This window comes from Streptomyces sp. NPDC058257, assembly GCF_042881845.1.
Lineage (GTDB): Bacteria > Actinomycetota > Actinomycetes > Streptomycetales > Streptomycetaceae > Streptomyces.
Genome location: NZ_JBHVXJ010000004.1, coordinates 410,987 through 430,621, shown reverse-complemented (window position 1 = coordinate 430,621; position 19,635 = coordinate 410,987). Strand labels below are relative to the sequence as shown.

The window sequence follows — 19,635 nt, the reverse complement described above, 5'->3', positions numbered from 1 at the left end:
ACGTTCCTGCCCCAGCCGTCGGCCGGGGCGGGCGGCCCAGGGCCCGCCCTAGTCGTCCGCCAGTTCCGCGACTCCCGTGACCCGGTGCAAGGGGTACGTCCTGACCTCGTCCGCCGTGTGGTCGTACGCCGTCACGAAGCCGCCCTCCACCCGGATCGGGGCGATCACGCGCTGGCTGGCCGAGCCCTCGGCGTTCACGTAGCCGATCCAGACCGCCTCGTTGGTCAGGACAGCGGCCTGCATCGTGGCGAGGGTCTCCGCCGCCGTCGTGCGGGGCAGCGCGTCGCCCGCCTCCGGGGCCGCCTTGCGGGGGGCGGTCGACGCCAGATCGCCCGCGCGGATGGCGCGTACGGCCGCGCCGGTCAGCGTGGAGTCGGCGAGGGGCGGGCCGTCGTGGACCGGCTCGGGCGCGGTGCGGGGCGGCGAGCGGTGGGCGTGCGCCCGCGTGATCAGTACGTCTCCCTCGGCGCTCTCCGCGGCGGGCGCGAAGCCCATCCCCCGCAGTCCTTCGAGGAGCGACCCGGGGTCGGCCTGGGCGGCGAGCACGGTCGGCGCGAGACGGCGCAGGCGCAGGCCCTGCGAGCGCTTGTCGGCGAGGATCTCGTTCAGGAGCGCCTCGTCGTCGCAGCGCACGTACGCGGAGGCGGCGCCGATCCGCAGGTGGCCGTGTTTACGGGCGACGTCGTCGATGAGGTACGCCAACGGCTGCGGGACCGGCGTACGGGAGTGCGCGGCGAGGAAGGCGTGCAGGTCGGACGCGGACTTCCCGGCGTCGAGCGCCCGCCGCACGGAGCCGGGCGTGAACCGGTACACGGTCGCCCCGCCCTTCGACTCGACGTCGGCGAGCACGGAGAGGGTCTCGGCGAGGGGCCGGTCGAGGGGGCCAGGGGCCACGGCCGTGAGGTCGGCCTGGAGCAGCACGTGGTCGAGCGGCTCGGGGAGCTGCGGCGCGAGGAGCCGGGCGGCCCGTGCACCGTACGCGGCGAGTTCGGCGGGGGAGGGGTGGGCGGATCCTGAGCTTGTGCTTGTGCTTGTGCCTGTGCCCGTGCCTGTGCCTGTGCCCGAGCCCGCGCCTGGGCCCGCCTCCGCCGAACCCTCACCGCTCTCGGAGCCGAGCAGCGCGCGTCCGTGCGCGGACAGCGCGCCGCGCCCTGTGACGCCGAGCAACTCCGCTTCGTTCAAGGTCCATTGGGCGATCCGGGCCCGCAGTTCCATGGGCGCCCCGCCGGACGAGGGGCCGGTGGACACGCCGCCCGCGGAGGCGCCGCCCCCGGCCGAGCCCCGCGGCGGTCGCTCCCAGCGCAGACGCGCGAGGATCGACTCCGGCGTCGGGCTCGCGCCGTCCGGCAGCGTGGTGAGGAGCGTGAGCACCCGGTGCCGGATCTCCGGCGCCGACGAGCGGTCCAGGTGCGGGCCGAGGGCCGACAGCGTGCGGTCCTTGCCGTCGCGGCCGCCGATCAGGCCCGAGGTGCGGGTCGCCGTCAGCCAGGCCGTGGCGAGGACGGACCAGCGCTGGGCGGCGGGCAGTTCCTGCCAGTCGTCGTACGCGGGTGTCGCCGCGTACCGCTCGTCCGCCTCGCCGTCCGGGGCCACAAGGCCCGCCGCGTAGGCGAGTTCGACCCAGAACGCGGCCACCGGCTCCGGAACGTCCAGGGCCACCGCCGTCCGTTTCAGGTCGCGCACGCTCAGGCCGCCCGCGCGAAGGACCGTGGGGCCGCCCTCGTCCCAGTCCTTCAGGAGCTCCTCGACGGTGTCGAGCGCCATGTACGCCTGGCTCGCCGCCGCCGCGTCCACAACCTGTGGACGGTGTTCGCGCAGCGCGTCGACGGCCGGCGGCACCGGTTCGAGCACCCGGTGCGCGCGGCCCGCGCGCAGATGCAGGGCCGCCTCGCGGGAGAGGACGACCGTGCCCGGCGAGGTCGGGAGCAGCAGGCCGCGGTCCAGGAGCCAGCGCAGGTGGCGCGCCGGATCGGCGGTCACCTGGCCGTACGGCGGGCCCCAGACGAGCCGCGAGAGCACCTCGACGGACTCGGCGGGCGCCTCGTCGAGGAGCGCCGACATCCGTGTGCGGTCCGTGAAGAGTTCGGTGAGCGAGCGCACCGCGGAGACCGCGTCGTGGGTCGAGGGGAGCCCGGCCGCCGCCACGATGTCCTGAATGCGGTTCGGCGACATGCCCGCGGTGGCCTCGGCGACGGTCGGGCCGAGACCGGTGGGCGAGGGGTACTGCGGGGCGGGGGCGAGGAGTTCGCGTGCGGTGCGGACCAGGCGGAGGCGGTCTTCGGCGCCCCAGATGAGGGCCTGCTCACGGAGGGTGCCCAGGGCGCGGCCGAGCGCGGCCTCCACGGCGGCGCCGCTTCCCGCGCCTCCCGCGCCGCTCTCGTCGCCGCCGCTTCCCTCGTCTCCGGCGACGAGTGCGTGCAGTTCTTCGTACGTCGCCGGTTCCGGTGCCACGGCGAGCGCCTCGGCGACCTGCTGGGAGAACCGGTCGAGACGTTCGAGGGCGCGGACCACGGAGGCGCGGGTGGCCGCGCGGGTGGCGAGCTGGGTGAGGTCGTTCGGGACCGGCGTGAGCAGATCGGGGCGGGCTCGGAGCAGCGCGCCGAGGGACGCGTCGTCACGGGAGCGGAGTGCCTCGGCGAGGGACCGGGGGGTGTCCGCTGGGCGCTGGGGCTGCTCGTCGGTGCTCATCACGCTCACCGTAGCGGTTCGGGTTGCGGTGTCGCTCCGGTTGCGGGGCGGGGCCGCGCCGGATGTCCGTACGGCCGTGCCGCGTCCCCCGGGCCCCGCTCTCCGGCGGACGCGATACCGTCGACCCACCGGGTACAACGGGCGGGCCGTCAACGGGGCCGCCCCGGAGGGGACTTCGTGGGGATCGAGAGCGATCAGCTCGTCTTCGACTATCTGAGCCGCGTCGGCGACCTGGCTCAGCAGTGCCAACTGCCGTCAGGGACCCGCATGCGTCTGGTCTCCGAGCTGCGGAACGAGATCGACCGGAGCCGGGCGAAGACGGCGGCCGACAGCCCGGCAGCGATACGCCGCATCCTGGACCGCCTCGGCAGCCCCGAGGACCTGGTCGAAGCGGCGAACACGAGCACAGGCGCAGGCGCAGGCACAGGCACAGAATCCCGCCCCGCCGTCCCCACTCAGCGCACCCAGAAGCTGAAGAAGCCGAGGGCGCAGAGGGAGCAGACGGAGCAGACGGAGCCGAGAGAGCCGAGGGAGCAGAGGGAGCCGAAGGAACGCGCCAAGCGCCTGCGCCGCGTGGTTCCCCGCCCCCGCCCGGCGGCGGAGAGGCCGGAGCTGCCCGAGGAGGACCCCGGGCCGTCCCCGCCGCACCTGGCGGGCACGGACGAGCTCGGTGATGGCGGCTCGGAGCCCGACTGGTGGCGAACGGACAGCAGCCCGTTCGGCCTCGGCGACAGCGTGCCGGGCTTCACCGGCGGCGTAGAGATCCCGGAGATCCTCAAGCCCCCGCCGAAGAAGCGCCTCGAAAAGGACGTGAAAGAGGCGGAGGAAGAGGAGGAAGAGGGGGAAGACGGGGAGGATGAGGAAGAGGAGTGGGAGGAGGACGAGCCCGCTGCGACGCGCCGTCGCCGCATCCGCATCCGCCGCCCCACGGCGGCAGCCGTGGCCCCGGCCGCGCCCCGCTTCACCAACCCCCTCCTCCTGCTCGCCGCGGCCCTGCTCACCGTCGGCGCCATCCTCGGCAACTGGCTCGCCCTCGGTGGTGGCTGGCTCCTCGCCTACACCTCGCGCAGGCTGAGCCGCGCCGAGGCGAAGTGGGCCGTCATCGGCATGCCGGTACTCTCCGTGGCCGCCGGGATCACCTGGCTGTGGGGCAGGAGCGATCGCCGCTGGGGCGATCCCATCGTCGACGGCCACATGAGCGACGCGATGGCCGAGACCGGGCCGTGGGTGGTACGCGGCGCGGCCGTCGCCTCCGCGCTCTACCTCCTGTGGAGATCGCAGCGGCGACAGTAACTACTGCTGCGACTACGGCCGCGACTACGGCTGCGACTACGGCCGCGTCAGGTCCGTACGCATCTCGTCCAGGATCCTGTTCGCCGCCGTGTAACCGATGCCCTGGATCCACAGCTCGTCGTCGACGGTGTGGACGTGGCCCTTCTTCACCGCGTCCATGTTCTTCCACAGGCCACTGCCGACGGTCTGCGTCTGCTTGGCCTTCTTCGGGTCGCCGTACGTGGAACGGAAGATGACGTCGGCGTCGGCGAGGTCGATCTTCTCGGGCGACACGTCGTACGAGAAGCCGTCCTTGGCCTTGGCCGCGATGGCCGGGCGGCCCAGACCCACGTCCTTGAGGAGCGTGGCGATGTACGTCCGCTCGCCGTAGACGCGGATGTCCGCGCCCTCCACGAAGCGGACGACGTTGACCTTCGTCGCCGCGGCCTTCTCCGGACCGCCGACGGCAGCAGTGACCTCCCGGGCGTGCGCGGCGTAGTCGGAGACGACCTTCTTCGCCTCGGCCTTCTTGCCCAGGGCGTCGGCGTGGACCTGGAAGTTCTCCTTCCAGGGGTAGCCGGTGTTCTCCGTCATCACCGTCGGCGCGATCTGCCTGAGCTGGTCGTACTTCGCGGCGTGCCGGATCTTGCTGGTGAGGATGACGTCCGGCTTGAGGGCCGCGATGGCCTCCATGTTCGGGTCCAGCATCTCGCCGACGTCCTTGATGCCGCTGACCTCGTCCTTGGGCAGGTAGCCGGGGAAGCCCGACGACGCCTCGACGTGCGTGGAGCCGACCGGCTTGACGCCCAGCGTGATCGCGGAGTCCAGCTCGGCCGTGTCGAGGACGACGACCCGCTCGGGGGCGACCGGGACCTTCACGTCTCCCATGGCGGTCTTGACGACGTGCGTCCTGCCAGAGCCGGAGCCAGAGCCGGAGCCGGAGCCCGAGCCGGAGCTGTCGGAGGAGTCCGACGAGCCGCAGGCGGAGAGCGCGAGCGCGCCGCTGAGGGCGAGGGCCCCTGCGGCGAGGGCACGGCGGCGATTCACCGCACCTGGCATGGCGATCATGGCGATCTTGGTGGTCATGGCCTGGGGGCCGCCTTCCGGTCGGACGAGGGGTGCGGGCGCGACTGGGCGACCCACGGAGCCCCCGGGACGACCAGGGGCGACCCCGTCACCGGATCCGGTACCACCACACACTCCAGACCGAACACCTCGCGTACGAGATCCTCGGTGACGACATCGGCGGGCGCGCCCTCGGCGACGATCCGGCCCGCCTTCATGGCGACGAGGTGATCGGCGTACCGGGCGGCCTGGTTGAGGTCGTGCAGGACCACGACCACGGTCCGCCCCCGCTCGCCGTCCGGGGCGGGCGCGGCCAACTGCCGGACCAGATCGAGCACCTCCACCTGGTGCGCGATGTCCAGATACGTCGTCGGCTCGTCCAGGAGCAGGATGTCCGTCTCCTGCGCGATGGCCATCGCGATCCACACCCGCTGGCGCTGACCGCCCGAAAGCTCGTCCACGGACCGTTCGGCGATGGCGGCGATGTCGGTGCGTTCCATCGCCTCCGTCACGGCCCGCTCGTCCTCGTCGGACCACTGCTGCCACCAGTGCTGATGCGGCTGGCGCCCGCGCGCGACGAGGTCGGCGACGGTGATGGCCTCGGGGGCGACCGGCGTCTGCGGGAGCAGCCCGACCTGCTGGGCGATCTTCTTGGTCGGCAGCTTGGCGAGCGCGTCGCCGTCGAGCAGCACGGCGCCGCTCTTGGGCCTGAGGAGGCGGCCGAGGGCGCGCAGGGTCGTCGACTTCCCGCAGGCGTTGGGGCCGACGATGACCGTGACCTTGCCGTCGGGGATCGCTAGGTCGAGCTCGTGCACGACTTCGCGGTCCTCGTAGGCGAGGGTCAGCTCGCGGGCGCTGAGGCGGGCGGCGGTCACTGGGTGCCTCCATTTCCGACGGAACGGCTGCCGGAGCGGACGCCGTGGCTTGTGACGATCAGCCAGATCAGGTACGGGGCTCCGACGGCCGCCGTGAGAACCCCGACCGGCAGCTCGGTCGGCGAGAAGAGACGCCGGGCCAGCAAGTCCGCGACGACCATGATCAGCGAACCGAGCAGCGCCGAGCAGAGCAGCGGGATCTGCGCGGTGCGGGTCATCCGGCGGGCGATCTGCGGGGCGAGCAGCGCCACGAAGTCGACGGGGCCCGCGGCGCCGGTCGCCACGGAGGCGAGGACGACGCCGAGCAGGACGAGACCGAGGCGTACGTGCCCCAGGCGCACCCCGAGCGCGGTCGCCGTGTCGTCGTCCATGGTCACCGAGCGCTGGGCGCGGGCGGCCCAGAACACGAACGGGAGCAGGACGAGCAGGGCCAGGGCGAGCGGCCCGGCCTCCGCCCAGCCACGGCCGTTGAGCGAGCCCGTCATCCAGATCTGCGCCTGCTGGGCGACGAGATAGTCGCCCTTGGTCATGAAGAGCGTGGTGATGGACCGCAGGGCGATCGCGAAGCCGATGCCGATGAGTACGAAGCGGGTGGCGTGCAGGCCGCCGCGCCAGGCGAAGACGTACACGAGAGCGGCTGCGGCGATGCCGCCGAGCACCGAGAGCCAGGGCAGGACGGTGGCGGAGGTGACCCCGAGGGTCATCGCTCCCACCGTCAGGGCGCTCGCACCCTGGCTGATGCCGATGATGTCGGGGCTGGCCAGGGGGTTGCGGGCGACGGTCTGGATGAGCCCGCCCGCGACGCCGAAGGCCGCGCCGACGAGGAGGCCCACGGCCAGACGGGGTTCGCGCAGCGTTCCCACGACCAGTTCGTCCGGTGACGGTCGCCCCGTCAGAACCTTCAGGACTTCGCCGGGCGGGACGAAGGACTCGCCCACGCAGAGGTAGGCGAGGCAGCCGACAGCCAGGAGCAGCGTCAGGAGCACGGCGATCGCAGCTGCCCTGCGGTGTATCAGGAACGCGGCTCTGCCGAGCCGTAGGACCGCGTACCCGGCGGGGCGCTGCTTCGCAGGCCGCCCCGCCGCGGTGGTCGTGCCCACCCGTCCCGCCCCGCGGAGCGCCTGCCCACCACGGTCGGTCATGCCGCGACCGCCTTCCGGCGCACCAGGGTCACAAGGAACGGCACCCCGATGAGCGCGGTCATCACCCCGGCGGGCACCTCACTCGGCGGAAAGACGACGCGCCCCACGGTGTCGGAGACGAGCAGCATGACCGGCCCCAGGACAGCGGCCATGGGCAGCACCCAGCGATGATCACTGCCCACGATCGCGCGAGCGATGTGCGGGACCGCGAGCCCGATGAACGCGATGGGCCCGGCGGCGGCGACGCCCGCCCCCGTGAGCACGGTCGCCCCGAGCCCTCCGACGATCCGCACGGTCGCGACCTTCTGCCCGAGGCCCTTGGCCACGTCCTCGCCGAGGGCGAGCGCGTCGAGACCCCGGGCCACGGACAGCACGAGAACGAGCCCCACGAGCAGGAACGGCCAGATCTGCCCGACGATCTCCGCGTCGCGCCCGGCGAGCGAGCCCACCTGCCAGAAGCGGAACTCGTCCAGGGCCGATGCCTTGGTGGTGAGGACCGCGGTGGTCAGGGAGACGAGGAGCGCGTTGATCGCGGCGCCGCCCAGGGCGAGCTTCACGGGGGTCGCCCCGCCCCTTCCGCTCGCGGCGATCGCGTACACCGCGACGGACGCGATGCCCGCGCCGACGAAGGCGTACCAGACGTACCCGGTCAGGGTGTGCACGCCCGCGAACGCGATCGCCATGACCACGCCCACCGACGCGCCCTGGCTGACGCCGAGGATGCCGGGGTCGGCGATGGGGTTGCGGGTGATGCCCTGAAGGACGGTGCCGGCGAGGGCGAGCGCGGCGCCGACCATCAGGCCGATGAGCGTGCGCGGCACCCGCATCTCGCGGATGACCTCGGCGGCGTCGCTGTGCCCGCCGTGCAGGAGCGCGTCGACGACAGCGGAGGGCGCGATCGCGCGGGCGCCGACGGAGAGGCTGAACAGGACCGCGAGCAGCAGTGCCACGACGGCCGCCGTCATCGCGACAGCGCGTCTGGCTGGCACACGCATCGGCTGAGCTCGTTTCGGTTCGGTAGGGCTGAGCAGGCGCAGTGAGAAGCATGAGAAGGCGCGGTAAGGCTCGGCTAAGTCTACGGGGGAGGCCCTGGCCCCCGGCCCCGGCCCCGGGCGTCGGGCCCCGGCCCCGGGCGTCGGGCCTCGGCCCCCGGCGTCGGGCCTCGGCACAATGGCCCTATGACCACCTCACGCGCTCTGACGGTCGGCTTCGACCTCGACATGACCCTGATCGACTCCCGGCCCGGCATCAAGGAAGCCTTCCTGGCCCTGACCGCCGAGACAGGAACGTACATAGACGCCGATCTCGCCATCTCCCGGCTCGGCCCGCCCCTGGAACAGGAGCTGCGCCACTGGTTCCCCGAGGAGCGGATCGAGGAGACGGCCGACCGCTACCGTGAGATCTATCCCACATACGCCATCGCCCCGACGCTGGCCATGCCCGGCGCCCGCGAGGCGGTCGATGCCGTGCGCTCCCACGGTGGCCGGGCGATCGTGGTGACCGCCAAGCACGAGCCGAACGCGAAGCTCCACCTGGCGCACCTGGGCATCGAGGCGGACGCGGTGATCGGCTGGCTGTGGGCCGAGGCGAAGGCGGACGCCCTGCGCGAGCACGACGCGGCGGTGTACGTCGGTGACCACACCGGTGATGTACGCGGCGCGCGTACGGCGTCCGCGCTCTCCGTCGCGGTGGCGACCGGTCCGTGCGACGCAGCGGAACTGCGCGCGGCGGGCGCGGACGTCGTGCTCGGCGATCTGACGGAGTTCCCGGCCTGGCTCGACGCGTACGTCGCGGGCACCGGCGAGCCGACCGCCGCTAGGTAGCCGCCGATTTCGCCTGTCGGCGCTGAACGGCGATACCGCGCAGCACTCCTGCCGCGGCGACGACGAACCCGACGCCCATCAGCATGCACACCGCGTACGCGATGGATGGGAAGGGGTCGGTGCCGAGGAACAGTGGGGCCACCGTGACCAGAGTGGCCACGGCTCCGACGAAGAAGACGATCGCTCCGGTACGGACCAGGCCATCGCCCGGTCCGGCGGAATTCGCTTGGGTTTTGTCACGCACCCGACCAGGGTAGTTCCCAGCCCGAAGGAAGAATCCGGGGACGTCTTGTCACCGGCCCCTGGACCAATATTCTTGGTTCCGGCGGGTCGGGCGACCCGCTGTAGTGCTATCCAGAGCCGTTTTCCGCGGCATAGACGCGTACGACGACAAGTACGAGGACGAGGACTTCACGTGCCTACCGGCAAGGTCAAGTGGTTCAACAGTGAGAAGGGCTTCGGCTTTCTCTCCCGCGATGACGGCGGCGACGTCTTCGTGCACTCCTCCGTACTCCCCTCAGGTGTCGAGACACTCAAGCCCGGTCAGCGCGTCGAGTTCGGCGTAGTGGCTGGCCAGCGCGGTGACCAGGCCCTGTCGGTGGCGATCCTCGACCCGACGCCGTCCGTGGCCGCCGCCCAGCGGCGCAAGCCCGACGAACTCGCGTCCATCGTCCAGGACTTGACGACCGTTCTGGAGAACATCACGCCGATGCTGGAGAAGGGGCGCTACCCCGACAAGGCGTCGGGTGCGAAGATCGCGGGCCTGCTGCGCGCTGTCGCCGACCAGCTGGACGTGTAGATACAGGCCGCGGGGCCTGTGGATACCGGCCGAATCATCAGCCGAATCATCGGCCGAGCCATCAGCCGAAGGAGAGTGCGTCGGGCGCGAGGGGCGGTACGAGCCCCTCCGCCGCCGCTCGCGTGAGGAGCCCGCGGATCGCCGCGTAGCCGTTCTCGCCCAGGTCGGCCGTGAACTCGTTCACGTACAGACCGATGTGCTGGTCGGCGACCGCCGGATCCATCTCCTGCGCGTGCTCCTGTACGTAGGGACGCGAGGCCTCGGGGTCGTCCCAGGCCATCCGCACCGACGTACGGACGGTGTCCACGAGCTGCCGCAGGCGCTCCTCGCCGAGTGACCGCTTGGCGATGATCGCGCCGAGAGGGATGGGCAGGCCCGTGGTCTGCTCCCAGTGCTCGCCCATGTCGGCGAGGCAGTTGAGCCCGTAGTTCTGATAGGTGAAGCGCGCCTCGTGGATGACGAGCCCCGCGTCGACCTTGCCGTCCCGCACCGCGGGCATGATCTGGTCGAAGGGCAGCACCACGATCTCGCCCACGCCGTCACCGGCCAGGGTGTCCGCGGCCCAGAGCCGGAACAGCAGGTACGCCGTCGACTTCTCGCTCGGCACCGCGACGGTCTTGCCGGTCAGATCGACCCCGGCCTCCCGGGTGAGCACCAGCGGACCGCAGCCGCGCCCGAGCGCCCCGCCGCACGGCAGCAGGGCGTACTCGTCGAGGACGTAGGGCAGAACGGCGTACGACACCTTCAGGATGTCGAACTCGCCGCGCTCGGCCATGCCGTTGGTGATGTCGATGTCGGCGAACGTCACGTCCAGCCCGGGCGCGCCCGGCACCCGGCCGTGGGCCCAGGCGTCGAAGACGAAGGTGTCGTTGGGGCAGGGCGAGTATGCGATCTGTAGCGCGTTCGGGTCCGAGCCCGCGTTCGGATCCGAGCCCGCGTACGGGGCCGAGCCCGGCTTCAGGGTCGCGTCCGGCTTCAGGTCCGAGCCCGGCTTCAGGGTCGCGTCCGGGTTCGCGTGCTGCGTGGGTGATTCAGTCATGCCGATTCCAACTCTCCAGTACGGGCGCGAATTTCCCGAACGCGCCTCCCAGCGCGCCGAGCGCCTCGCCGATCCGCCAGGCTCCGCGGTCCCGCGGCCCGACGGCGTTGGAGATCGCGCGAATCTCCAGGGCGGGCAGTGCGTACGCGGCGGCGGCCTCGGCGACGCCGAATCCCTCCATCGCCTCGGCGAGTGCCCGCGGATGGCGGCGCCGCAGCTCGGCGGCGCGCTCGGCGGAGCCGGTCACGGTGGAGACGGTCAGGACGGTGCCGGTGCGAGCGCCGCAGGCAGCGGCCAGGCCCCGTACGAGGGAAACGGGCGGCTGGTGGGTGACGGCGCCGAACCCGAGTTCGGTTACGGGCAGGAATCCGTCGGGCGTCTCGGCGCCCAGATCCGCCGTGGTGATCTCTTCGGCGAGCACGAGGGAGCCGATGGCCGCGTCGGGCTGGAAGCCGCCGCCGATTCCGGCGGAGATCACGAGGTCGTACGGGGTGCGTGCGAGGGCCGCCGCCGTGTGCGCCGCGGCGGCGGCGGGGCCGACGCCGACAGCGACGGCGTCGGCGTACGGGGGCAGGCGGCTCGCCACCGCGTCCCGTTCGGCGGGGACGGCGGTGGCCACCAGAATCCGGAGGGGGGACACCGGGAACTCGGTCAGGCGTCCTTCTCCAGCTTGAACGACCACAGGCCCGTCGCCTTGGCGGTCGAGCCCTTGCCGCCTTCGAGCAGGCTGACGGTGGTCGCCTTGGCGCCGCCGCCGTACTGCTGGTTGAAGAAGACGCTGCCGGGGATGACGACGTACGTCTTCTTGCTGGCCTCGGTGAGCGGCTGACCGTTCATCAGGAGCGTCCAGCCCTTCTCGGCGACCTCGGGGTCGACGCCGAAGCGGACCTTCTCGTCGGGGTCGACCTTGATGGACTTGACGTCCGTGTCCTTGAGGCAGCCCTGCAGCTGGGACGGGTCGAGCTCCTTGCCGTCGTTGTAGCAGGAGGCCTCGGTGTTCACCGAGTCGCTGCCGACCGTGACGGTGGCGAGGGGCGTCGGCTTGTCGCAGGCCGACAGGACGAGGAGTCCGGCGGAGACAGCGCCAATGGCGGCCACGGAACGGCGGCGGCGCGCCGAGCTGTGAACGTGTGCGGCTCCGCCGCGGAGCAGGGAGGTCATGGGCGAAGGCTATCGGGCACCCCGTGCCGTCTCGCCACGTGGGGGTCGCGGCGTGCCGCACCTGTTGAATTGTCGGGCTCACGCCACTCGTGCTGTCGGGCTCACGCCACTCGTGCTGTCCGGCTCACGCCACACGTGGTGTCCGGCTCACGCCACTCGTGCTGTCCGGTACACGCCACTCACGTTGTCGATCTCACGCCACTCGCGGCCTGCGCTTCCCGCCGTGCCGGGCCGCCGAGAGCAGGCCCCGCGCGGTCGACAGCCAGCCGATTCCGACGATCGCCGCGGCCACCGAGAGCCCCAGTGCCCCGTTCAGCGGCAGGGCCATGCCGATTCCGCCGCCCACCACCCACGCCACCTGAAGGATGGTCTCCGAACGGGCGAAGGCGGAGGTCCGCACCTCTTCCGGTACGTCCCGCTGGATCAGCGCGTCCAGGGACAGCTTCGACATGGCCTGCGCGAAACCCGCCACCGCGCCCAGACAGGCGACGCCCACCGCCCCGAAGAACACCGCAGCGGTGATCGCCACGCCGAGGGCCACACCGACGACGGTCACGATGATGACCTCCGGCGCCCGCGACCTCAGGCCCGCGCCGACGGCGGTGCCCAGCGCGTTGCCCGCTCCGGCCGCGACTCCCACTATCCCCAGGGACACCGCGGCGCTCTGGCCGCCGAGCGGTTCCTCGCGCAGCAGGAAGGCGAGGAAGAAGATGAGGAAGCCGGAGAGGCAGCGCAGTGACGCGTTCGCGGTGAGGGCGTGCGTGACGGCGGGCCCGACCGTACGCAGGCCGAGGCGCCGCTTCTTGGACGTGTCCGTCGCGGCCTCGGCGCGGGCGTGCAGATGCAGGTGCTCCTCGTCGGACGCGAGCAGCGCCTTGTGCTCGCCCTTCGCCGAGTCGACCGTGGACGGCAGGGAGAGGGACAGGAGCATTCCGACGATGAAGATGACGAAGGCGCCGTACAGCGGCCAGCGCGGGCCGAGTGCCTGGAGCCCCGCGCCGACCGGCGCCGCGATCCCGGTGGCGAGCAGCCCGCCGAGCGTGACTCTGGAATTGGCCTTGACCAGGGAGAAGCCTCTGGGCAGCAGCCGGGGCACCACGGCACTTCGTACGACCCCGTACGCCTTGGAGGCGACCAGGACGCCGAGCGCGGCGGGATAGAGCTCCAGGCTCCCGGTGATCACCGCCTCGGAAAGGAGCAGGGCGAGCAGGGCGCGGGCCAGCATCGCGGCTGCCATCGCGTAGCGGCGGCCGTGCGGGAGGCGGTCCAGGAGGGGGCCGATGACGGGGGCGAGGAGAGTGAAGGGCGCCATGGTGATGGCGAGATAGAGGGCGACACGGCCGCGGGCCTCGTCGGTCGGCACGGAGAAGAAGACGGTCGAGGCGAGCGCGATGGTGATCATGACGTCGCCGGCGCCGTTCACGGCGTGCAGTTCGATGAGCTTGCCGAGCCCCGACTCGCCCGCGCCGTGGGCGTGCGTGGCCTTGCGGATACCGCGGGCCGTGCCGGTGAAAGGCAGGTGCAGGGCACGGCCGACCCAGCGGGCGGCCCGGTTCAGGACCGGGCGACGTCCGCTCACTCCCTGGGACGACAACCGCGCGGCAGCCACCTCGTCATAGTGCCCCTTAATGGCGTGAACTAGTGCGCATACGCTGTGGGGCAATCGGGCGGGCGGTCGGAAATCCGCTGCGGGGCGGTTGCGGGGCAATCGGGTGGGTGGTCGGGAAAACCGCCGCGAAGCGGCAACGAAGCGGCAACGAGCCGGGCCCCGATGCAGGGTGCGGGCACGCCGGTGTAGGCCCAGGGGCCAGGAGAAGGTAGCGTGCGTAGCGCGCCTGCGGCGGTTGTTCTTGGCCGCGCGCCTCTCGGTCATCCCGCAGAATGGATGACGTAGGTGCGCCCGAGGACGTTCGGGCGCGGACGTCGACGCGGCCCTCCGGTCCGCTCCGTCCGCACCCCCGCGTATGGGTGGCGCACTCGTGAGACGGCGTAATGGAGAAGCGATACCTGTGAGCGCAGCGACAACGCGAAGCCGTACCCCGCGTACTCCCGACCGCCTGTGCGCCGAGGCGGTGGGACTGGCCAGGGAAGCGGCCGAGGAGACCGCCGCACCCGGTGTGGTCGGTGAGCATGTGGAGGTCGTGGTCGAGGGCGACCGCGTCGTCACGCACCTGTTCGAGTGCAAGGACTTCGGCTACCGGGGCTGGCGCTGGGCCGTGACCGTGGCCCGCGCCTCGCGCGGCAAGATCGTCACGCTCGACGAGACGGTGCTGCTTCCTGGGCCCGACGCGCTCCTCGCACCCGAGTGGGTGCCCTGGAGCGAGCGGCTGCGCCCCGGCGACATGGGCCCCGGGGACCTGCTGCCGACCGATGCCGAGGACCTGCGCCTCGAACCCGGATACTCCGGCGAGGAGGAGCCGCCGCCGAACTCCGTGTTCTCGGAGGAGATGGCGGAGCTGGTCGAGGCGGAGGACGCCGAGATCACCGAGGGCCCGCCCGCCGAGCTGCCTTCGGCGCCCGCGCGTGGCTCGATCGCCGCGCTCGCCGACGAACTCGGCATGCGCCGGGCGCGCGTCCTTTCCCGGTACGGGCTGCATGCTGCGGCCGATCGCTGGGAGGAGTCGCACGGCGCGAAGACGGCGATGGCGCAGGCCGCGCCCGCGTCCTGCGTCAGCTGTGGCTTCCTTGCCCCGATCGGCGGATCGCTCGGGCAGGCGTTCGGGGTGTGTGCGAATGAGTTCGGTCCTGCGGACGGGCATGTCGTGTCCCTCGCGTACGGCTGCGGGGGCCACTCGGAGGCGGCCGTGATGCCGACACCGACGCGGCCGGCCGCGCCGGTCCTCGACGAGACGCGGGTGGACGTCCTGCCGCTGCGGCCCGCTGCCGACTCCGGGTCGGTGACGTTGGTGGGTGCGGGGGAGGATCTCGGCCACTCCTGAGCTCCCGCTGGGGGTGGCGGGGGTGGGGGTGCCCCGGGTGCCCCGGCTGCCCCGGGTGGGGCTGATCGGGTTTCCGCGCTCTGCGCGGGGCTTGGGGGCTGGGCTGGGTTCTTTCGCTGAGCCTTGGTGTGGGTTGCCTTTACGCGCTTCGCGCGAGTTTTTCCCGCCCGCCCACCCGTTGACCCGGGGTAATCGGGTGGGCTGGGCGGGAGGCACCCCGCGCGGAGCGCGGGAAAGGTGCCCACCGGCCCGCAGGCGCGCGCACCGCCCGATGCGGGGCAATCGGGCGGGTGGGTGGGAGAACCCCGCGCGGAGCGCGGAAGAGGCAACCCCGACCGGCCCGCAGGTGACGTACACCCGCCCCCGAGGAGAGCCCGCAGGCCCGTGGACGACCCGCGCAAGCCCGGCGCGGCGCCCCCGTAGGCCACACCCGGCCACTCGGGAACGGACCGCCCACCGGGGAAACCCCAGGACGCGGTACGGTTCGGCCCGCGAACCGAGCGAGGGAGACGACACCGTGAGCAAGACCGTGCGGCCGGCGGCCGAGGGTACTGACCCGTTCGGCACGGCACGGCTCCGCCGGGGAGTCCTCGACGCCTGGGCCGCCAGCCCGGCCCGGTTCCGTGAGGACGCCAACGCCGAGGAGGACCTCGCCCTCGGCGGCTACCGGGACCGCCTGATCGTCGAGCTCGCCCAGAACGCCGCCGACGCGGCAGCGAGGACCGGCACCCCGGGCCGCCTCGCCCTCACCCTCCGGGACGGCGTGCTCGCCGCCGCCAACAACGGCGCCCCCCTCGATGCCACCGGCGTCGAATCCCTCTCCACGCTCCGCGCCTCCGCCAAGCGGGAGGAGCAGAACGAGGAGCGGAACAACGGCGCCGTCGGCCGCTTCGGTGTCGGCTTCGCCGCCGTGCTCGCCGTCTCCGACGAGCCCGCCGTCGTCGGACGGACGGGCGGAGTCCGGTGGTCGCTGACCGAAGCCCGCGAGCTCGCTGCCGAGACCGCCCGGTTCAGCCCCGGCCTCGGGGACGAGGTCCGCAGGCGCGACGGGCACGTTCCTCTGCTGCGGCTGCCCTTCGCCGCCGAAGGGACCGCCCCCGACGGGTACGACACCGTCGTCATCCTGCCCCTGCGCGACGCCGCCGCCGAGGACCTCGTCGTACGGCTCCTGGAGGGGATCGACGACGCTCTTCTTCTCGCCCTCCCGGGCCTTGAGGAAGTCGTCGTCCAGGTCGGCGGCCACGCCCCCCGCACCCTGCGCCGCACCGCCGAGCCCGGCTACGTGGATGTCTTCGACAGCCGTGACGGCGACACCCGGTGGCGCCTCGTCAGCCACCAGGGCCCCCTGGAGCCGGAACTCCTCGCCGACCGGCCCGTCGAAGAGCGGCTGCGGCCCCACTGGTCCGTCACCTGGGCCGTCCCCACCGACCGCGAGGGCGCCCCGCAGCCGCCCCGCAGCGCCCCCGTCCTGCACGCGCCGACGCCGAGCGACGAGCCCCTCGGCGTGCCCGCCCTGCTCATCGCCTCGTTCCCGCTCGACACCACCCGGCGGCACGCGGCGCCCGGGCCCCTCACCGACTTCCTGGTGCAGCGCGCGGCCGACGCGTACGCCGAACTGCTCGCCGACTGGCGGCCCGTCGGGGAAGGCATCATCAGCCTCGTCCCCGGACCGCTCGGCAAGAGCGAGCTCGACGGCGCCCTGCGCCAGGCCGTCCTCGACCGGCTGCCCCGCACCGCCTTCCTGCCGCCCGCCGTCGAGCCCGCACCGCAGGACGACGACCCGGACGTGCCCGAGTGGCAGGTTCCCGTCGCGCTGCGGCCGCGTGACGCGGAGGTCGTCGAAGGCGCGGGCGCCGAGACCGTACGCGTCCTCGCCGACGTGCTGCCCAGCCTGCTGCCCGCCGGGCTCGAACGCCGCGCCGAGCTGCGCACCCTCGGCGTCGCCCGCGTCCCGCTGACCGAGGCGATCGACCGCCTCGCCGGTCTGGAGCGGGAGCCGGACTGGTGGCGACGGTTGTACGACACCCTCGCCGGTGTCGACCCCGACCGCCTGACGGGACTTCCCGTCCCCCTCGCCGACGGGCGTACCACCATCGGGCCCCGGCAGGTCCTCCTGCCCGTCATCGGCGACGACAGCGACCCGGCCGCGCTCGTCCGCCTCGGCCTGAAGGTCGCGCACCCCGACGCCGTACATCCCCTCCTGGAGAAGCTCGGCGCCCTGCCCGCCACGCCGCGCGCCGTCCTGACGACCCCGCAGGTCCGTGCCGCCGTGGCCGCGTCCCTCGACGACGACACGTGGGACGAGGACGCGCTCGACGCCGAGGAGCTCGCGGACATCGTGCTCTCGCTCGTCCGCGACGCGAACCTCGCGCCCGGCGACGAGCCCTGGCTCGGCGCGCTCGCACTCCCCGACGACGAGGACGGCGACCTCGCGCCCGCCGGAGAACTCGTCCTGCCTGGCAGCCCCTTCGCGCAGGTCATGCGCGAGGACGAACTCGCCACGGTGGACGCCGAGCTCGCCGACCGCTGGGGCGAGCAGCCCCTCGCCGCGTGCGGCGTGCTCGCCACGTTCGCCCTTGTCCGCGCCACGGACGTCGTGCTCGACCCCGACGAACTGGACCCCCGCGAGGGCGACTTCGCCGAGCCCGATGACGCCGGTCTGCTCGACGCGGTCGACGTGTGGGCGGAGGACGTGCTCGACCGGCTGCCGGAGACTCCCGTTCCGCCGGTCGCCACCGAGATCATCGCCGTACGGGATCTGGATCTGGTCGACGAGGAGTGCTGGCCGCAGGCCCTCGCGATGCTCTCGCGCCCGCCGCTGCGGGACGCCCTCACGCAGCCGCTGCGGATCCTGCTCCCGGACGGCACGACTCAGACCGTCCGTTCGTACACGGCTTGGTGGCTGCGCGGGAATCCCGTGCTCGGCGGCCGCCGTCCCGCCGGTCTGCGGGCCTCGGGCGGCGACCCGCTGCTCGAAGGCCTCTACGACGCCGTCGACGCCTCCGGTTTCGACGACGAGCAGGTGCTTCGCGCCCTGGGCGTCCGTACGTCGGTCGCCGCGCTCCTGGCGGAGCCCGGCGGCGCGGCCGAGCTGCTCGACCGGCTCGCGGACCCGGAGCGGACCGTTTCGGCGGCCCAGCTGCACGCGCTGTACGGCGCCCTGGCCGACCTGGACCCGGAGCAGGTGACGATGCCGGACGAGGTGCGGGCCGTCGTGGACGGTGAGGTCGTGGTGGTCGACGTGGCGGACGCGGTCGTCGCCGACGCGCCGGACCTGCTGCCGCTCGCCGGGGGCGTGGCGCTGCTGCCGGTGGAGCCCCGCAGGGCGGGGGACCTGGCCGAGCTGTTCCAGGTGCGCAGGCTGAGCGAGACGGCGGCTCAGGAGCCCTCGGGCGACGGCGCCGAGCATCCGGTGCCGGATGCGGTGCGGGCCCTGCTCGGTCCGGCCACCCCGCAGACGTACGTCGAGTACGAGGAACTGTTCGCCGGGGACGTCGAGCTCGACTGGCGGCGGACGCCGGACGGCACCGTCCACGCCGCCACGCTTGAGGGCGTCGGCGCCGGTCTCGCCTGGGCGGCGGGCCAGTGGCCGCGCCGCTTCGAGGTCGCGGCGCTGCTTGAGGATCCTTCGCGGACGGATGAGCTTGAGCGGGACCGCTGGTTCGACTGAGGCGGGTGCGGGTGCGGGTGCGGGTGCGGGTGCGTGGGGGTCGGCCGCGCAGTTCCCCGCGCCCCTGAGGTTCGGGGCTGCCCGGGTCGTGTCGCCTGCGGGCGCGTAGTGGTTGAGCGCGCAGTTCCTCGCGCCCCTTTGGGGTCCGCCCGCAGTCAGCGGAACCGCCTCATCCAGAACCCGGTCACAAAATCTTCACTTCCCGTACAACCAGAAGCCCCGGTCGCGGGTCTGATCTTCCGAGTCAACAGACTCCTAGATCACCGGGCCCCGCGTGACGACCCCCAACACCCCGCGGAGCCCCCTTCCCACCTGGGGAAACACATGCGCATCCGTGCCACCGTGGCCGCACTGACCGGCACCCTGGCCCTGTCCGCACTCGTCGTCCCGGCCGCCCAGGCCGCCGACGGCCCGAGCGTCCCGAAGTTCGCGCCCTTCAAAGCCAACGCCCCCGCCGACGAGGCCGTAGGCGACACCAAGATCACGAAGGTCACCGTCAACGGTGGCAAGAACGTCGTGGTCGGCACCACCGAGAAGAAGAAGTTCACCGTCGCCGTCACGGCCACCGACGCCGAGGGCATCTACGACGGTGACGCCTACCTGTGGCACGGCTCGGACATCGACAGCGACATCGACGGCCTGCTTTTCGCCGATGAAGACAGTGCCACGTGCAAGGTCGTCAACGCGACCACCTCCACCTGCACGGTCACCGTCACGGTCGACCCGAAGGTCGACCTCTACAGCAACGTCATGGCCGGCAAGTGGAAGGTCTCGGCGTTCGCGGTCGGCAACGACGGCGACTACATCATCAAGGACACGGCCGGCTACGCGAGCATGCAGCGCAGCGCCCGCCTCACCACCAACGCCTCCCCGGAGCCCGTCAAGAAGGGCAAGACCCTCACGGTCACCGGCGCCCTGACCCGCGCCAACTGGGAGACCAGCAAGTACGCGGGCTACACCAAGCAGCCCGTGAAGCTCCAGTACAAGAAGAAGGGTGCGGCTTCCTACTCCACCCTCAAGACCATCACGTCCGACTCCAAGGGCAACCTGAAGACGACCGTGAAGGCCTCCGCGGACGGCTACTTCCGCTACGTCTTCGCCGGTACGTCCACCACCCCGGCCGTCACCTCGACCAGCGACTTCGTCGACGTCAACTAGTACC

General features: G+C 72.6%; 16 protein-coding genes. 6 read left to right on the top strand and 10 right to left on the bottom strand.

Annotated features, from left to right (window positions below; all coding sequences use genetic code 11):
- Positions 1 to 48: 48 nt before the first annotated feature.
- Complete coding sequence (locus tag ACFVXC_RS14360) at positions 49 to 2,688, bottom strand: helicase-associated domain-containing protein (protein WP_389905141.1); 2,640 nt, start codon at positions 2,686 to 2,688, stop codon at positions 49 to 51.
- 177 nt (positions 2,689 to 2,865) lie between these two features.
- Here ACFVXC_RS14360 and ACFVXC_RS14355 point away from each other — a divergent pair, with 177 nt between their 5' ends.
- A complete protein-coding gene (locus ACFVXC_RS14355) occupies positions 2,866 to 3,981 on the top strand; it encodes a hypothetical protein (protein WP_389905139.1) in 1,116 nt (371 codons plus the stop codon).
- Between the two features lie 36 nt (positions 3,982 to 4,017).
- Here ACFVXC_RS14355 and ACFVXC_RS14350 read toward each other — a convergent pair whose 3' ends face one another.
- The 4 genes from ACFVXC_RS14350 to ACFVXC_RS14335 are packed head-to-tail and all read right to left on the bottom strand — an operon-like array spanning position 4,018 to position 8,037.
- The gene (locus ACFVXC_RS14350; RefSeq protein WP_389905136.1) at positions 4,018 to 5,046 is read right to left on the bottom strand and encodes an ABC transporter substrate-binding protein; all 1,029 of its coding nucleotides are present in this window, start codon (positions 5,044 to 5,046) and stop codon (positions 4,018 to 4,020) included.
- Positions 5,043 to 5,900 (bottom strand): ABC transporter ATP-binding protein, encoded by an 858-nt coding sequence (locus ACFVXC_RS14345; RefSeq protein WP_389905133.1) that lies wholly within the window; start codon positions 5,898 to 5,900, stop codon positions 5,043 to 5,045. Before ACFVXC_RS14345 ends, ACFVXC_RS14350 begins: the two co-directional genes overlap by 4 nt.
- Entirely contained in the window at positions 5,897 to 7,042 is a 1,146-nt protein-coding gene (locus ACFVXC_RS14340; protein WP_389905132.1) for a FecCD family ABC transporter permease, read from the bottom strand. Before ACFVXC_RS14340 ends, ACFVXC_RS14345 begins: the two co-directional genes overlap by 4 nt.
- Complete coding sequence (locus ACFVXC_RS14335) at positions 7,039 to 8,037, bottom strand: FecCD family ABC transporter permease (RefSeq protein WP_389905129.1); 999 nt, start codon at positions 8,035 to 8,037, stop codon at positions 7,039 to 7,041. Before ACFVXC_RS14335 ends, ACFVXC_RS14340 begins: the two co-directional genes overlap by 4 nt.
- A gap of 183 nt (positions 8,038 to 8,220) precedes the next feature.
- Here ACFVXC_RS14335 and ACFVXC_RS14330 point away from each other — a divergent pair, with 183 nt between their 5' ends.
- On the top strand, positions 8,221 to 8,865 hold the full coding sequence (locus ACFVXC_RS14330; RefSeq protein WP_389905128.1) for an HAD family hydrolase: 645 nt from the start codon (positions 8,221 to 8,223) through the stop codon (positions 8,863 to 8,865).
- Here ACFVXC_RS14330 and ACFVXC_RS14325 read toward each other — a convergent pair.
- Positions 8,858 to 9,109, bottom strand: a complete 252-nt coding sequence (locus tag ACFVXC_RS14325; protein WP_389905126.1) for a hypothetical protein — start codon at positions 9,107 to 9,109, stop codon at positions 8,858 to 8,860. The two genes, ACFVXC_RS14330 and ACFVXC_RS14325, sit on opposite strands and share 8 nt — an antisense overlap.
- 171 nt (positions 9,110 to 9,280) lie before the next feature.
- Here ACFVXC_RS14325 and ACFVXC_RS14320 point away from each other — a divergent pair, with 171 nt between their 5' ends.
- Positions 9,281 to 9,664 (top strand): cold-shock protein, encoded by a 384-nt coding sequence (locus ACFVXC_RS14320; RefSeq protein ID WP_389905124.1) that lies wholly within the window; start codon positions 9,281 to 9,283, stop codon positions 9,662 to 9,664.
- Between the two features lie 61 nt (positions 9,665 to 9,725).
- On the opposite strand, the gene ACFVXC_RS14315 is transcribed toward ACFVXC_RS14320, so the two are convergent.
- The 4 genes from ACFVXC_RS14315 to ACFVXC_RS14300 all read right to left on the bottom strand — a co-directional run bounded on the left by ACFVXC_RS14315 (position 9,726) and on the right by ACFVXC_RS14300 (position 13,443).
- On the bottom strand, positions 9,726 to 10,556 hold the full coding sequence (locus ACFVXC_RS14315; RefSeq protein WP_389905314.1) for a 1,4-dihydroxy-6-naphthoate synthase: 831 nt from the start codon (positions 10,554 to 10,556) through the stop codon (positions 9,726 to 9,728).
- Positions 10,557 to 10,695: 139 nt separating this feature from the next.
- Positions 10,696 to 11,385: a futalosine hydrolase gene (locus ACFVXC_RS14310; RefSeq protein WP_389905122.1), complete on the bottom strand. Its 690-nt coding sequence runs from the start codon at positions 11,383 to 11,385 to the stop codon at positions 10,696 to 10,698.
- The gene (locus ACFVXC_RS14305) at positions 11,355 to 11,864 is read right to left on the bottom strand and encodes a DUF2771 domain-containing protein (protein WP_389905120.1); all 510 of its coding nucleotides are present in this window, start codon (positions 11,862 to 11,864) and stop codon (positions 11,355 to 11,357) included. Before ACFVXC_RS14305 ends, ACFVXC_RS14310 begins: the two co-directional genes overlap by 31 nt.
- Before the next feature lie 193 nt (positions 11,865 to 12,057).
- Positions 12,058 to 13,443 (bottom strand): MFS transporter, encoded by a 1,386-nt coding sequence (locus tag ACFVXC_RS14300; RefSeq protein WP_389905118.1) that lies wholly within the window; start codon positions 13,441 to 13,443, stop codon positions 12,058 to 12,060.
- 430 nt (positions 13,444 to 13,873) lie between these two features.
- Here ACFVXC_RS14300 and ACFVXC_RS14295 point away from each other — a divergent pair, with 430 nt between their 5' ends.
- The 3 genes from ACFVXC_RS14295 (at position 13,874) to ACFVXC_RS14285 (ending at position 19,631) form a co-directional block, all read left to right on the top strand.
- A complete protein-coding gene (locus ACFVXC_RS14295; protein ID WP_389905115.1) occupies positions 13,874 to 14,803 on the top strand; it encodes a DUF3027 domain-containing protein in 930 nt (309 codons plus the stop codon).
- 517 nt (positions 14,804 to 15,320) lie between these two features.
- On the top strand, positions 15,321 to 18,473 hold the full coding sequence (locus ACFVXC_RS14290; protein ID WP_389905114.1) for a sacsin N-terminal ATP-binding-like domain-containing protein: 3,153 nt from the start codon (positions 15,321 to 15,323) through the stop codon (positions 18,471 to 18,473).
- 324 nt (positions 18,474 to 18,797) lie between these two features.
- Positions 18,798 to 19,631: a DUF5707 domain-containing protein gene (locus ACFVXC_RS14285; RefSeq protein ID WP_389905112.1), complete on the top strand. Its 834-nt coding sequence runs from the start codon at positions 18,798 to 18,800 to the stop codon at positions 19,629 to 19,631.
- The last annotated feature ends 4 nt before the right edge of the window (positions 19,632 to 19,635 follow it).

What these genes read in the sequence shown, in the direction of transcription:
- ACFVXC_RS14360 (WP_389905141.1), bottom strand. Translation starts at nt 2,688, where the DNA reads ATGAGCACCGACGAGCAGCCCCAGCGCCCAGCGGACACCCCCCGGTCC.
- ACFVXC_RS14350 (WP_389905136.1), bottom strand. Translation starts at nt 5,046, where the DNA reads ATGACCACCAAGATCGCCATGATCGCCATGCCAGGTGCGGTGAATCGC.
- ACFVXC_RS14340 (WP_389905132.1), bottom strand. Translation starts at nt 7,042, where the DNA reads ATGACCGACCGTGGTGGGCAGGCGCTCCGCGGGGCGGGACGGGTGGGC.
- ACFVXC_RS14335 (WP_389905129.1), bottom strand. Translation starts at nt 8,037, where the DNA reads ATGCGTGTGCCAGCCAGACGCGCTGTCGCGATGACGGCGGCCGTCGTG.
- ACFVXC_RS14330 (WP_389905128.1), top strand. Translation starts at nt 8,221, where the DNA reads ATGACCACCTCACGCGCTCTGACGGTCGGCTTCGACCTCGACATGACC.
- ACFVXC_RS14305 (WP_389905120.1), bottom strand. Translation starts at nt 11,864, where the DNA reads ATGACCTCCCTGCTCCGCGGCGGAGCCGCACACGTTCACAGCTCGGCG.
- ACFVXC_RS14285 (WP_389905112.1), top strand. Translation starts at nt 18,798, where the DNA reads ATGCGCATCCGTGCCACCGTGGCCGCACTGACCGGCACCCTGGCCCTG.